This window comes from Streptomyces sp. bgisy027, assembly GCF_057710365.1.
Window position 1 is genome coordinate 1 of the sequence record NZ_JBYIVZ010000038.1, and the last position, 13,261, is coordinate 13,261.

General features: G+C 71.3%; 11 protein-coding genes and 1 pseudogene. 6 read left to right on the plus strand and 6 right to left on the minus strand.

Going from position 1 to position 13,261, the window contains the following annotated elements; translation table 11 throughout:
- Window positions 1-4 precede the first annotated feature (4 nt).
- The 3 genes from AC3ETA_RS32435 to AC3ETA_RS32445 form a co-directional block, all read right to left on the minus strand.
- The gene (locus AC3ETA_RS32435; RefSeq protein ID WP_432196467.1) at window positions 5-1,003 is read right to left on the minus strand and encodes an RNA polymerase subunit sigma-70; all 999 of its coding nucleotides are present in this window, start codon (window positions 1,001-1,003) and stop codon (window positions 5-7) included.
- A 498-nt stretch (window positions 1,004-1,501) separates the two neighbouring features.
- Entirely contained in the window at window positions 1,502-2,029 is a 528-nt protein-coding gene (locus AC3ETA_RS32440) for a DUF1062 domain-containing protein (RefSeq protein WP_432196468.1), read from the minus strand.
- Between the two features lie 110 nt (window positions 2,030-2,139).
- Window positions 2,140-2,772, minus strand: coding sequence for an ankyrin repeat domain-containing protein (locus AC3ETA_RS32445; protein WP_432196469.1), 633 nt, complete (start codon window positions 2,770-2,772; stop codon window positions 2,140-2,142).
- Window positions 2,773-2,959: 187 nt separating this feature from the next.
- On the opposite strand from AC3ETA_RS32445, the gene AC3ETA_RS32450 reads away from it, so the two are divergent.
- The gene (locus tag AC3ETA_RS32450; protein ID WP_432196470.1) at window positions 2,960-3,484 is read left to right on the plus strand and encodes a MepB family protein; all 525 of its coding nucleotides are present in this window, start codon (window positions 2,960-2,962) and stop codon (window positions 3,482-3,484) included.
- A gap of 71 nt (window positions 3,485-3,555) precedes the next feature.
- On the opposite strand, the pseudogene AC3ETA_RS32455 reads toward AC3ETA_RS32450, so the two are convergent.
- Window positions 3,556-3,675: pseudogene (locus AC3ETA_RS32455) on the minus strand (FAD-dependent monooxygenase); the annotation flags it as partial.
- A gap of 252 nt (window positions 3,676-3,927) precedes the next feature.
- A complete protein-coding gene (locus tag AC3ETA_RS32460) occupies window positions 3,928-4,392 on the minus strand; it encodes a winged helix-turn-helix transcriptional regulator (RefSeq protein ID WP_432196471.1) in 465 nt (154 codons plus the stop codon).
- Window positions 4,393-4,497: 105 nt separating this feature from the next.
- Between AC3ETA_RS32460 and AC3ETA_RS32465 the strand changes: the two genes are divergently transcribed.
- The 5 genes from AC3ETA_RS32465 (at window position 4,498) to AC3ETA_RS32485 (ending at window position 12,031) form a co-directional block, all read left to right on the plus strand.
- Entirely contained in the window at window positions 4,498-4,992 is a 495-nt protein-coding gene (locus AC3ETA_RS32465) for a PaaI family thioesterase (protein ID WP_432196472.1), read from the plus strand.
- Between the two features lie 445 nt (window positions 4,993-5,437).
- Complete coding sequence (locus AC3ETA_RS32470) at window positions 5,438-5,587, plus strand: hypothetical protein (protein ID WP_432196473.1); 150 nt, start codon at window positions 5,438-5,440, stop codon at window positions 5,585-5,587.
- A gap of 126 nt (window positions 5,588-5,713) precedes the next feature.
- Window positions 5,714-6,703, plus strand: a complete 990-nt coding sequence (locus AC3ETA_RS32475) for a hypothetical protein (RefSeq protein ID WP_432196474.1) — start codon at window positions 5,714-5,716, stop codon at window positions 6,701-6,703.
- Between the two features lie 256 nt (window positions 6,704-6,959).
- On the plus strand, window positions 6,960-8,798 hold the full coding sequence (locus AC3ETA_RS32480; protein WP_432196475.1) for an HSP90 family protein: 1,839 nt from the start codon (window positions 6,960-6,962) through the stop codon (window positions 8,796-8,798).
- Between the two features lie 2 nt (window positions 8,799-8,800).
- A complete protein-coding gene (locus AC3ETA_RS32485) occupies window positions 8,801-12,031 on the plus strand; it encodes a hypothetical protein (protein WP_432196476.1) in 3,231 nt (1,076 codons plus the stop codon).
- Window positions 12,032-12,134: 103 nt separating this feature from the next.
- On the opposite strand, the gene AC3ETA_RS32490 is transcribed toward AC3ETA_RS32485, so the two are convergent.
- Window positions 12,135-13,142 carry an alpha/beta fold hydrolase gene (locus AC3ETA_RS32490; RefSeq protein WP_432196477.1) on the minus strand — a complete coding sequence of 336 codons (1,008 nt, stop codon included), beginning with the start codon at window positions 13,140-13,142 and terminating at the stop codon, window positions 12,135-12,137.
- Between the last annotated feature and the right edge of the window lie 119 nt (window positions 13,143-13,261).

The window sequence follows — 13,261 nt, forward strand, 5'->3', positions numbered from 1 at the left end:
GGGACTACACCGTGCCGTCCGCAGGCAGACGCTCCGGCAGCCCGAGTCGCGGGAACTGGTCGTCGTGGAAGGTGACGATCTCGGCGATCGCCCCGTCGGTGACGCGTAGGACGTCGATCGTCAGCGGCAAGTACGCGCCTTCCTGCTTCTGCCAGATGTAGAAGGCGACGGCGGGCTGCCGGTTGACGGACGTCTGGAGGCCGCGCAGGCCCTTCATGCCCTCGAAACCGCTCTCGATCCAGTCGCTCACCACCGCGTCGCGGCCGACGTACAGGCCGGGCGTGGGCGGCATCGAGCACCGGATGTCGTCCCGCAACATCGAGGCGAGCACCGGGATGTCCGTGGCCACGCTGGCGTCGGTATAGCGGCGCACCAGCTCGCGCGTTCCGGCGTCCTGTTCGCCGCCGGTCCAGTCCTGCCGCTCGGCGGGCAGGTGCTCCCGCATGCCGGCGCGAGCCCGCTGCAGAGCGCTGTTCACGGAGTTGACGGAGTCGCCGAGGAGCTTCGCGACGTCCTTCGCCGGCCAGCCGAGCACGTCCCGCAGGATCAGCACGGCCCGCGGGCGCGGTGCGAGGTGCTGGACGGCGATCAGGTACGCCAGCTCGATCGTCTCCCGAGCGACGGCGACGGCCTCCGGCTCGTCCGCGTCGCCGGCGGGCAGCTCGTCGAGCAGCCGGTCCGGGTAGGGCTGCAGCCAGAGCACCTCGCCGCCGGTCGCGGGCTCAGGACGGCGCTTGGCAAGCAGATCCAGGCAGGCGTGGGTGGCGATCCCGTACAGCCAGGCACGGAAGGTCGACCGCCCCTCGAAGGTCTCCCGTCGGCGCCAGGCACGGAGGAACGTCTCCTGCACGGTGTCCTCGGCGTCCTCGAACGACCCGAGCATCCGGTAGCAGTGCACGTGCAGCTCCCGCCGGTGCCGCTCGGCCAGCTCCGAGAACGCCGATTCGTCGACGTCACCCAGCCCGCTCACACCCAGCTCCTCCAGCCGCATGTCCGCACTCATCACGTCATCCTTCCGCCTCGTCGTGTCCCGTCGTAGGTGTGACGGGCGGGGGCGCGAAAACTCATCACTCGGGTCGGTCGGCAGGTTGAGCGTTCCTTTGTGCAACCGGCAGTGACGTCGGCAGGCCAAGGGATGGCCAGGGGCGGGATGCGCCTCGGAGGTTCACTTCAACCGGCGGGCCCGACGAGGGCGACGGAAGCGCTGCCGCAGAACGCCGTCGCGCCTCCGGCCGCCCGGCCGGCACCGCTCCTCCCGCGATCGTCGACGGGGGAGTGCGATGACCGACTTCAGCGCGATCGACGCGCTGCTCGCCGGGTCAAGGGAATGCCCCCGGGCATGGGCTCCCGGGCATGGGCTCCCGGGCATGGCCTCTCGGGCATGGGCCCCCGGGCAGGGCGAATCCGCCGAGGCGATTTCGCCGAACTTCGATCAAGCCAGGTGCAGCGGACATCAGCCAAGATCGTCCCGCTCGGGGGGCCCTGCGCGTCCCCGGAGGGCTCAGCGTTTGAGCGTGAAGGTGAAGTCGCCGGCAAGCCTGCCGCTCAGCCGGACCGCCGAGACGAGCTTCCCTTCCGAATTCAGTCGCTCGACCTCGGCCCGTGAAAGACCGCAGCCTTCGGCGATGAGCCGCACCGGCCGGACCGGAATCTTCGCAGCGAAGCGGACCGAGACGTCGATCACCTCACGGTCCAGGTGATCCGAACCGCCGGTGTCGAGACGCCAGGCGCCGTCCCAGTCGAGGGCGACGCGATTGCGGCGCTGCAGTGCCGGATCCTGGAGCAGCTCGGCTGCCAGACCGGGGTCGTTGTCGTGCATCCGGTCCAGCAGTCCGGACGGTATGGAACGCACGTTCATGCGCTCCAGGACCGTGAGCTTCGCCGTGTCCCCGCAAGAGGCGCAGAGCACGAGGAGCCAGGCGTCCAGGAGCTTGTGGTGGGCGTTGACGCGGAATTTGCCGTTCGCCAGGAAACGCTCGGACGCGCACGAATGGCAGCGCCGGACGACGAGCGGAAGGCAGGTGGGCATGACCACCCAGATGTTGAGCACAGAGGTACACCGGTTTCAGTGAGAAGTCCGCAGCAAAAATCAGCGCGGCGCAGATGCGCGACGCGCGACAGATCAGCTCTCGGGAGGTCTCACACGGTGTACAACGGCACGTCCTTGCCTGGACTACTCGGGTCGGCAGCACGGTAACGGCGCCCGGTGGCGCCGTTCCACCGAATTACGGCCGTCCAGTCGTCACCCGCCGTCCGGGTTCGCCTTCCGCCGTTCCCACCGCCACAGCCCGTCGGCGCGATGGTCGTGCTCGAAGCCTGGGCCGAGCGGCCCCACCCGCTCGATCGCCTCGGCAGTACGCGGATCGTCGTGGCCGGACCTGTCGTGCCGGTCCTGCGCCGCAGTTCCTCGGCCGCGCCCCTCTCGTACCAACTCCGTGCGCAGGAGAGCAGCCGTTCACATTCGGGCTCCGGAAGCCGCAGGCGCGGTTCCTTGCCCAGCACCGCCGAGCAGACGGCCGCGGAACCACCCTCGACGGCTCGCCACAGCGGCGTGGTTCCGTCCGGCAGCGGCAGATCGGGATCCGAGCCGCCCTCCACCAACGCCTCGGCGACCGGCTCGTCGTACGCCGCTACCGCCAGGCACAGCACCGGCAGCCCGTCCGCGTCCGGCGCGTCCGGATCCGCGCCCTTGTCCAGCAGATCCCGCACCGCCTCGGCGTCCCCTGCCCGAACCGCCGATCTGAGCCGATCGTCGAGCCCGCCCGCGCCCATGCTGCCGCCCCCTGTTCGAACTGCAGTGCCATGCCGCCGTGGGGAGCCCCGTACTTGCCGGGAATCCGGCGGGCACTGCATTCGCCATCAGATCTCGGTCCACTCCGGGACCGTGTGCGCTTCCTACTGCGAGACGGCGGAGTGACCCCGGGCAGGGACGCGACGAACGTGATGGCACGATGTCTGGATGGTGGCGAATCAGTCCTGGTCAGGGCTTCATGGAGACCTGCTCGCGGCGAAGACATCGGTGTACGACCCGATGGGCTTCGCCTGCTCGCAGCCGGTGCCCGAACCGGAGAGCGCCGAGTACGCGGCGCACGCGTTCACGCTCGACGGCCTGTCGGTCAGGTTCCGCGTGGCCAGGACCACCCCGACGAAGGCCGGCCAGTTCGTCACCGTGTGGCAGCGATCCGAACAAGGCCCGATCCGGCCCTTCGACGCCGAGGACGGGGTCGATCTCGTCATCGTCAGCAGCCGCGGCAGCGGCCACTTCGGACAGTTCGTCTTTCCGCGCGAGGAGTTGCGCCGGCGCGGCGTCATGTCCCGCAACGGTTCCGGCGGCAAGCGAGGTTTCCGTGTGTACCCGCCGTGGGTGACCACGACCAGTCGTCAAGCGGGCAACTCGCAGGCGTGGCAGGTGCGGCACTTCCTGAGTCTCGGGGAGGGGGAGCCTGTCGACGCGGCGCGTGCCCGGGCTCTCTACCACCCGTAGGTGCGTGGACGCCTCCGCGCGCCGACGTTCCCCGTCCGCCCGGTCCGCGAGACCCGCGGGGCCACCTCGTGACGCGCCTCGCCCAGGGCATCGGCCTCGTGGACCGTGGCCGGGCTTCCGTGGACGTGCAGGACGCGGGCCAGGGTGAGGCCGTCGAGTCCGGCGCCGATGATCGTGACGGGAGTATGCATGGTCGCTCCTTCGGGATCGGGCCGACCGGTGTGTTCCGGCAGGCCGTCCTCGAAAGGTGCCGAGCCCCGCCGACGAGCCGCCTACCTCGGACCGACAGCCCTGACGGGCGACCGACACGGCCGACCAGCCCCGATACCTGCCCGGTACGGCGACCGCGCCCAAAAGCCGATCGAGCGCCATCGCTACGGGCGACGCGGCCCCGGCATCAGGACGGCCACGCCAGAAGCCGAACGGCTTTCACAGCCGTCCAGTCACAAGGCGTGCGCCGCGGAACCAGGCCGTGTGTAGGCCTGCCGCGGGGTGAGCGGCTCGTGATCGCCGGTGCAGACGACCACAGCCTCGACGGGTGCACCGCAGTCACGGTGGAGGACCTCCAGCGGCGGCCCCTCGGCGTCCGCCGTGTACCGGTCCCCCCACTGCTTCAGGGCGATCATCACCGGCCACAGGTCCCAGCCCTTGCCGGTGAGCCGGTACTCGTGCCGGGTGCGGTGGCCCGCCTCCCGGTAGGGCACGGTCTCCAGGACCCCGGCGGCGACCAGCTTGCGCAGCCGGTCCGCCAGTACCGCCTCCGACAGCCCCACATGCCTGCGGAAGTCGTCGAAGCGGCGCACGCCGTTCATGGCGTCACGCAACACCAGCAGCGACCACTTCTCGCCGATCAGATCGAGGGTGCGCTGCACCGTGCAGTTCTCCGTGCTCGTCTCCAGCCACGTCATGACGCCATCGTAGGCTGGCTTCGCCATTGACAGCCAGCTCCTCGCGCAGCTAACTTCGATTATCGAAGCCAGATGGGCGAAATCCGGACGGGGAGGAACGGACGTATGACGAGGTCACGCACGTACGAGTGGCAGGATCCGGGCATCTCCGCGGCCGACGTCGGCCAGGAAAGCGGCCTCGACTTCCTGCGCAAGGTGCTGAGCGGACGTCTGCCCGCCCCGCCCATCGCCGCGACCCTGGGATTCACCCTGGACCAGGTCGAGTTCGGTCACGCCGTGTTCGCCCTGGCGCCGGGGGAGGAGCACTACAACCCCATCGGCAGCGTCCACGGCGGCGTCTACGCCACGCTCCTGGACTCGGCCGCCGGCTGTGCCGTGCAGTCCGTGCTTCCGGCCGGCATGGGATACACCTCGCTCGACCTGAACGTGAAGTTCCTGCGCCCGATCACCGTCGACACCGGCAAGGTCCGGGCCGTGGGCACCGTCCTCAACCACGGCCGCCGCACCGCCCTGGCGCAAGCCGAACTGCTCGACTCCGAGGACCGGTTGCTGGCCCACGCCACCAGCAGCTGCATGCTCTTCCCCGTCCCGCCGAACTGAACGCGGCAACCGCATCCCTTTCAGCCGACGGCGCCCCGCTGCAACCTCCGCCCCGCTGCAACCTCCGCCCCGCTCGCAGGTCTGACGCATCGGGGAGTTCATGGGATCGCAGCGGCAGATCGCCTTCTTCCTGGTTGCCGAGGGGCTGCGCCGGTGGGAGCGTCATTCCGTGGCTCGGGCGCTGGTGGCCCACCTCGCCGCCGGACCCGACCACGGTCTGGCAGACGCACAACGCGCTCATCGGTCTGAGGGAGGCACTCCCGGGGCTCCGGCGGACCGTGGACCGGACCCCTTCGGCCGATGTCCGTGCCGCCGCGCTGTCGCTTCTCGACACGCACAACGCCACCGACGAGGACACGAGGCACGACCTGGCGCGCTCCGTACGCGCCCTGGACGACCCGGACGAGACGGTCCGTCACCACGCCGCCGAGGCCTGGCCCACTGGGTGGTCACCACTGGCGTGCTGCCGCGGGACGAGCAGCGGTTGCACGCCCGGCTCACCGACCTCGCCGCGAACGCCTCGCAGGCGCGGACCCGTGCGGTGGCCGAGGAGGCGCTGCGAGCGCTGGAGGGATGCGGCCGCTCCTCGTCGTGACCGGGAAAGCGCGAGGGCGGCTGCGCCCAGACCGTGGAACTCGGGTGAAAACCCTGTGGAAGCGGTGTCAGTGGTGCCGTTTATGCTGCCCCAGATGATCACGCGGGACCCAGGGGAGGGCGCGGCATGTTCGGCAAGCTGTTCGGTAGGGACGCGGAGAGACCGGCGGGGGATCCGCATGTCCTTCCCGCGCGCAAGCAGAAGCACGGGACGTACGCGCTGCGCGCGCTGGGGGACACACGGGTACTTGCGTTGGTCGAGGCCGCCGACGTGGGTGACTGGCAGGCGGTCAAGGCGGCGCTGGCCCCCTTCGACCTCGGCCACGAGCAGGCGGTCCTCGGGCAACTGGCCGTTGTGGACGGTGTGGAGGAGTGGATCGGCCGGGCTGCCGAGGAGGACAGGGGCGACGAGGAACTCCGGGCGACCGCCCTGCTCATATCGGGTGCGCGCCATGTCTCCTGGGGCTGGGAGGCGCGTACGTCCGCCCGTGCCGTGGACGTCAGCCGGGAGCAGTGGCAGACGTTCTACGAGCGGCTGCGCATCGCCGAGGAGCACCTGCTCGAAGCCGCCGAGCTGCGGCCCGACTGGGTCACGCCGTGGCGGCACCTGCTCACCTCGGGACGCGGCATGTCCGTCGACGACAGCGTCCAGGAGGCCCGGCTCGCCGCCGGTCTGCGCCGTGATCCGCTGAACCTGGACCTCCACCTGGAGTGGGTGTCGCACCTCCAGCCGCGTTGGGGCGGAGAGCCGGGCCAGGCCCTGGAGTTCGCCCAGAAGGCCTTCGCCGCCGCGCCCGACGGGCACCGGCTCGGCTGTGTCGTCGCCATGGCACATATCGAGGAGTGGGTGGAGTCCGACGACCGCGACTGCCTCCAGCAGCCGCGCATCCGGACCGAGCTGAGGGAGGCCGCGGAGCGCAGCATCCTGCACCACGCCTACGAGCGCCGCCTGGGCTGGCAGGGTGACTACAACATCTTCGCCATGGCCCTCTCGCTGGCGGGCAGCAGCAAGGCCTCCAATGTCTTCCGCGAGCTGGACGGTGTGATCACCGAGTGGCCGTGGACCTTCATGGCGGAGCCGGAGAAGGCGTACGCGCGCTTCCGCAAGGCCTTCTGAACCACCCGTTCGCACCGGCCACGGGTCGCACTGGCCATCCGGCCACCGGTCGCACCGGCTACCGGCTACCGGTCGCACTGGCCATCCGGCTATCGGTCGCACCGGCCACCGGCCACCGGTCGCACTGGCCATCGGCTACCGGCCGCACCGGCCACCCCGCCACGTCGGCTTCCCGGTCACACCGTCACCGCCCGTCCTCGGCCGGTCCCACGGACCACCGCCCACCCCTGCCGTTCCCTTCACCCCGGACTGCCCCATGCCCTTGCGCGACACCTCCGCCGACCACGCCGCCACCGACCGCACCTTCCAGGTCGACCTCCGCGGCCTGGTGGACCTCCTCTCCCATCACCTCTACTCCAGCCCTCGCGTCTACCTGCGCGAACTCCTGCAGAACGCGGTCGACGCCCTCACCGCACGGCACGCCGTCGAGCCGCACGGCAACTTCGGCATCCGCCTGTACGCCGACGGCAAGGTCGTACGCGTCGAGGACGACGGCGTCGGTCTCACCGAGGCCGACGTACACACCTTCCTCGCCACGATCGGCCGCAGCAGCAAGCGGGCGGAGCGCATCGCCGAACAACGCGCCGACTTCATCGGCCAGTTCGGGATCGGCCTGCTGTCCTGCTTCCTGGTCGCCGACGAGATCCACGTCCTCAGCCGCTCCGCCCGCACCCCCGACGCGCCCGCCGTGGAGTGGCGGGGGCGCGGCGACGGCAGCTACACCGTCCGTACCCTGCCCGCCTCCGCCCGTCCCCGACCGGGCACCACCGTCACCCTGACGCCGCGAGCCGACGCGGGCGAATGGACCCGCCCGCAGGAGGTGCACGCACTGGCCCGGCACTTCGGCTCGCTCCTGCGTCACCCGGTCACCTTCGAGGACGGCTCGGGCGGCCCGGGCGCGCCCGTCAATCCCGAGCCGGCGCCCTGGGCGCGCAGTTTCCCCACTCCGGGAGCCCGCTCCCGCGCGCTGGCGGCGTACGGCGAGGAGGTCTTCGGGTTCACCCCGCTCGACACCATCGAACTGGACCTGCCGGCCGTCGGTCTGAAGGGCATCGCCTGCGTGCTGCCCGAAGCGGTGCCCGCCGGACGCCGCCACGGCCACCGTGTGCACGTCAAGGGCATGCTGCTGTCCGAGCAGGCCGAGGAGATCCTGCCGGACTGGGCGTTCTTCGTGCGCTGCGTCGTCGACGCGGAGAGCCTGCGCCCGACGGCGTCCCGTGAGTCCCTCTACGAGGACGACACCCTCGCCGCCGTCCGTGACGCCCTCGCCGAGCGGCTGCGCGAGTGGATCGCACGTGCCGCCGCCAGCGACCCGGAGCTGCTCGGCCGCTTCCTCCAGACCCACCACCTGGCCGTCAAGTCGCTCGCGGTGCACGACGACGAGATCCTGCGGATGCTGCTGCCCTGGCTGCCGTTCGAGACCACCGACGGGCACACCACCCTCGACGAGTTCGCGCGCACCCACCGCACCGTGCTCGTGACGTCCAGCGTCGAGGAGTTCCGGCAGGTCGCGGCGATCGCCTCGGCCGCCGGACTCGGAGTCGTCAACGGCGGCTACACCTACGACCGTGAACTGGTCCACAGGACGCCCGAGATCAGGCCGGAGGTCACGGTCGCCGACCTGGACCCGGCGACCCTCACCGCCCACCTCGACCCGGTCGACCGCGAGACGGAACTGGCCGCCGCGCTCTACCTGGCGCAGGCCCGTGACGCGCTCGCCCTCTTCGACTGCGACGTCGCCCTGCGCACCTTCCAGCCCGCCTCCGCCCCCGCCCTCCTCGTCGACAGCCGCGAGGCCCGGCACGAGCGCACCCGCTCCCGGCTCGCCCGCGAGCAGGAGGGCGGCCTGTGGGGCGACATCCTCGGCGCCCTGCGCCAGGAGGCACCGCGCGCCCAGCTGATCCTCAACCAGCTCAACCCACTGGTCCGCACCGCCGTCACCATCGACGAGCCCGAGCTGGCCCGCACCAGCGCCGAAGCCCTCTACGGGCAGGCCGTGATGCTCTCCCGACGCCCCCTCAGGCCCGCCGAGTCGAGCCTGATCAACCGCTCCTTCCTCGACCTTCTCGCCCACGCCCTCCGCAAGGACAGCTGACGATGCCGACCGCACCCCAGAACACCGACGAGCTGTACCAGGCGCTCCAGGAGAACGACCGGCGCCCCTACGGCCGCACCCGTACCGTCACCGCCGAGGAACTCGTCGACGCCGCCGAGCAGTTCGACGAGCCCGGCCCGCTGGTCCACGCCCTGCTCGAACTCCAGGAGGCGTACACGTACGGCTCCGAACCCCGGAAGTCGCCCGTCGTCTTCGCCCGCCTGCTCAATCTCTTCGACGAGCAGCCCGACGTCTTCGACGACCGACTGCGCCACCTGCTGTTCTGGCGTTTCAAGTGGGTGGGCCACGCCCTGCGCCAGCTGCCCGAGGTACCGCTGAGCGGACTGCGCCAGTGGCTGACGGAGATGCGGGACCGGTACGAGAAGGCCGGCCTCGGTCTCCAGCCGTACTACGGGCAGGCGTACCAGCTCGCCGCCCACCTGGGCGAGGGCACCAACCTCGCCTACGAGCTGTGGGCGAGCCGCACCCGCACCCAGCTCAGCGACTGCGAGGCCTGCGAGATCTGCGATCGCGCCCTGTACCACCTCATGGAGGGCGACGACGAGCGGGCGCTGAGGGTGTGGGAGCCCGTACTGGCCGGCAAGGAGTCCTGCCAGGAGGAGCCGGCCCGTTCGGTGTCGTACGCGCTGCTGCCCCTGCTGCGCACCGGCCGCACCGACCGGGCCCGCGAACTGCACCTCGCCGGCTACCGCGGCTGCCGCCGCAACCCCTCCATGTCCCAGGAGGTCGGCCGGCACCTGGAGTTCTGCGCGCTGACCGGCAACGAGGCCCGCGGCCTGGAACTGCTCGCCGAGAACCGGAACCTGTTCGACGAGGTCGGCTCGCCGCTCGACCGGCTCGGCTTCCTCACCGGAGTGGAGGTCCTCCTCCAGCGCGTCGAGAGCGTCGGCCACGGCGCACTGCCCGCCGCCGGTTTCGCCGGCCGTACCTGGACGGTGGCCGACCTGCGAGCCGAAGTACGCAGTCGCGCCGATGACCTGGCCGCGCGCTTCGACGCCCGCAACGGCACCACGGCCCACGCCGACCACCGCCGGGCCCGCCTCGAACGCGCGCCGCTCGTGGACACACTGGAACTGACGCTGCGCGCCCGAGCCCTCGACGACGTGGCTCCGGCCGCTGCCGTCCCGGCGACCGCGCCCACCTCCCGCACGGCCGCCGCCGTCCCCGACGCGCTCCCCGAACTGATCATCCACGCAAGGACCCTGGACGAGCAGGGTCACCCGGACGCACAGGCCTGCTGGGCGCGCCTGCGCACACTCGTCACCGCCCCCGACTACACCCACCCCGACGACCCGGCCGTCGGCCCGCTCGTGCGGCTGCGCGCGGACCTGCTGGCCGAGGAGGCGAGCCGGGCGGGCGACAAGGACGAGTTCACGGTCGCCGCCGACCTCCACGAGGAGGCCGCGGCTCTGTACGACGACGCCGGGGAGGCGGGGCACGCGGCGGTCTCCCGGGCCTGCGCGCTCCTGGCGATGGCCGAGAATGCCGAGGAGGGCGCCGAGGCAGCGGCTGGGAACGCCGCGGAGGGCGCTGAAGCGCTGGTCGGGAATGCCGGGGAGGGCGCCGATGCGCGGGCAGTGCAGTCTGCCGAGGGCGTCGACGCATTGGCCGAACAGGTCGCTGAGGGCAGCGACGCACCCGCGGCGGGCGCCGTGGAGGGTGCTGAAGCGCTGGTCGGGAACGCCGGGGAGGGCGCGGACGCGTGGGCAGTGCAGTCTGCCGAGGGCGTCGACGCACCGGCCGAACAGGTCGCTGAGGGCAGCGACGCACCCGCGGAAGGCGCCGCGAAGGGCACCGACGCCGCCGCGAAGGTCGCCGCGCTGACCACCGCCCACGCGTCCATGGTCCGCCTGCATGAGGAGACCCGCGGCCTCACCCCGTCCCAGGAGGCCCGTCTTTTGCGCCTCAGGGCCACCGCCCTCGGCCTGCGCCTCCAGACGTCGAGGAGCGCGGAGCACGCCGGTCCGGTTCAAGCCGAGATCGACAAGCTGCTCGCGTTCGCCACCGAGCACGACATCGCCGTACAGGTCTCGGGAGCGCTGCTGCTGCGGACCAGCACCCACGCCCTCTCCGGCGACCTGCCCACCGCGGTCACCGAGATCGACGCCCTCCTGGACCGGCTGAGGACGGACGGCCCCGCCTGGCACCTGCCCCGCACGCTCGGTCTGCGCGGCCGGCTCCAACTCGGCCTCCGCGACGCGCAGGCCGCGCACGCGGACCTGGCCGAGGGCCTGCGCCTTGCCGCCGACTGGCCCGCCGACGCGGTCGACACCGCCCGCCTGCACGGCGACCTGGCCGAAGCCGTCATGCACCTGGGCCGCCCCGACGAGGCCCTGCGCCACCTGACCCGCTCGGCGGAACTGGAACTCCGCCGCGGCAGCCGTACGGACGCGTACTGCACCTACAGCAACGCGGCTCAGCTCAGCCTCGACCTGGGGCGGGTCGAGGACTGCATAGCCCTGCTCGACTCGCTGCTGGCGGAAGCGGACATGGCCGCCGGCGACCTGGACGACCGACTGGTCGCCCAACTGCGACTGACCCGCGCCCGCGCGCTGCACGCGGGCGAGGACCTCAAGGCGGCCACTGCGGAGTTCGTCGCCCTCGCCGCAGAGTCGGCCGGCTGGGACGACGACCCGGGCAGCCACGCGATGATCGCCGCGGAGACGGCCGTACTCCTCGGCGAGTCCGGCGAGTTCGACCGGGCCCGCGAGGTCGCGGACCAGGCCCTCGCCGCCCACGCCAGGGCCCCGCGCTACGAGCACCTCAGCAACAGCCTGCGCGAACTCGCCCGCCTCCAGGCCCAACAGCAAGGCCGGCACGGCCTGGACGACGCCCGCGCTTTCCTCACGGACGCCGGCCGAATCGCGGACGAGGCCCGCACCGCCGAGTACGAGACGCACGGCCGCTCCCTGGACACGGCCCTGGCCTACGAGCACGGACGGGTGGCGGCCTACGCAGGCGATTACGAGGACGCCCTCGTCGCCCTGGACAAGGCCCTCGCTCTGCTCGGCGAGCCGGACCGGGACGGCGACGCCGGCGAATGGGCCGAGTGCGTCCGCCTCGCCGGTGCCGTGGAGGGCCTCTATCTGGAACGCCCCGCCCCTGCCCTCACCCGCCTCGACGCGGCGATCGACCGCTTGACGGCCTTGGGCCACACGGAGGAGGCCGAGGCGCTGACGTCGTTGGCGGCCCGGCTGCGCGACGAGGAGTGACGGGCCGGTGCCGGGGCGGGCGTCCAACCGCTCCGGCACCCGGACCGGCCACCGCGACGGCGGAGGGCCGGCCGGCCTCCTTCGCAGGGCGTTGGAGCGAAAGTCAATTGAGGAAGTCCCGAAGCACGGCGGCCATTTCTTCGGGGGCTTCGAAGGGCCAGAAGTGGCCGGAATCGAAGAGGTGCACACCACTGCCTTCCGGGAGCTTCGCCACCACGTCGGGGTCGGTGTAGAACTCACGGGGCTGGAGGGGGTCGTTGGCGCCCTGGAGCAGCAGGACGGGGCATTTCCACTGAGAGATGAGCCGGGTGCGCCGATCGATCCATTCCTGGCGGAACGATGATGAGTTGAAGTAGCGGGGGACGGCGGTGTTGATGCCGTCGTAGCTGAACTCCTGCACGGTTCGCACGAGGTCCGACACCTTCACTTCGCGTTCGCCGAGCACGGAGTACGCGGTGACGACGACGCGGCGGGCATCGGCCAGCACGGCCGGTGCCTCGGGCGAGGTGAACATGTCCTGCTGCGGGTGGAGGTCGGGATGGAGATGCCAGAGGTGTTGCTGCCCTCGGCCGTAGCGGATGACACGGTTCCCCATGCGTGCCGCGAGGTGGTCGCCGACCGGTGTTCCCCTGTCGTGCGTGACCAGGCTGAACCTCTCGATCCGAAGGTGGTCCAGTAGCGCTTCCAGCTGGATGGCGACTCCCTCCTGACGGAAGTCGCCGGTGCCCTTCTCCGACTGGCCGTAGCCCTTCAGATCGATGGCCAGGCAGCGGAAGTCGGAGCCGAGGGCCTCGATGGCGTAGTGCCACTGCCACCACGAGTCGGGTACGCCGTGGAGGAACACGACGACAGGTGCGTCGAGGGGGCCGCCCTCCACGTAGTGCCAGCGCACGGTTTCGCCGTCGCCGGGGGCGTCGACGAACCGGTGCGTGACGGTGACCTCGCCCAGGCGCTCCTGGTCGCCGTCCGCTTCCGGAGCACGGGGCGGTGTTTCAGGCAGCTCAGCCACGAGTTGGTCCACGCGCGACAGTCTGTCCACCGCTTCTTCCAGGCCCGTGCGGACCCGGGGCGGGGGCGTTGTGTAGGTGTACGCGGTTGCGTGCTGTGACATTGCGAAGTCCTCCAGAGTGTCCCGGCACGAGCTCAAACTGAATCTTTCTTCAGCAGTGATGGAATCATCAGAAAATCCACCCGTCAAGGAATCGGTACTGCTTGTGGGCGGTGTCGAGG

What these genes read in the sequence shown, in the direction of transcription:
- AC3ETA_RS32435 (WP_432196467.1), bottom strand. Translation starts at nt 1,003, where the DNA reads ATGAGTGCGGACATGCGGCTGGAGGAGCTGGGTGTGAGCGGGCTGGGT.
- AC3ETA_RS32440 (WP_432196468.1), bottom strand. Translation starts at nt 2,029, where the DNA reads ATGCCCACCTGCCTTCCGCTCGTCGTCCGGCGCTGCCATTCGTGCGCG.
- AC3ETA_RS32445 (WP_432196469.1), bottom strand. Translation starts at nt 2,772, where the DNA reads ATGGGCGCGGGCGGGCTCGACGATCGGCTCAGATCGGCGGTTCGGGCA.
- AC3ETA_RS32450 (WP_432196470.1), top strand. Translation starts at nt 2,960, where the DNA reads ATGGTGGCGAATCAGTCCTGGTCAGGGCTTCATGGAGACCTGCTCGCG.
- AC3ETA_RS32460 (WP_432196471.1), bottom strand. Translation starts at nt 4,392, where the DNA reads ATGACGTGGCTGGAGACGAGCACGGAGAACTGCACGGTGCAGCGCACC.
- AC3ETA_RS32465 (WP_432196472.1), top strand. Translation starts at nt 4,498, where the DNA reads ATGACGAGGTCACGCACGTACGAGTGGCAGGATCCGGGCATCTCCGCG.
- AC3ETA_RS32475 (WP_432196474.1), top strand. Translation starts at nt 5,714, where the DNA reads ATGTTCGGCAAGCTGTTCGGTAGGGACGCGGAGAGACCGGCGGGGGAT.
- AC3ETA_RS32480 (WP_432196475.1), top strand. Translation starts at nt 6,960, where the DNA reads ATGCCCTTGCGCGACACCTCCGCCGACCACGCCGCCACCGACCGCACC.
- AC3ETA_RS32485 (WP_432196476.1), top strand. Translation starts at nt 8,801, where the DNA reads ATGCCGACCGCACCCCAGAACACCGACGAGCTGTACCAGGCGCTCCAG.
- AC3ETA_RS32490 (WP_432196477.1), bottom strand. Translation starts at nt 13,142, where the DNA reads ATGTCACAGCACGCAACCGCGTACACCTACACAACGCCCCCGCCCCGG.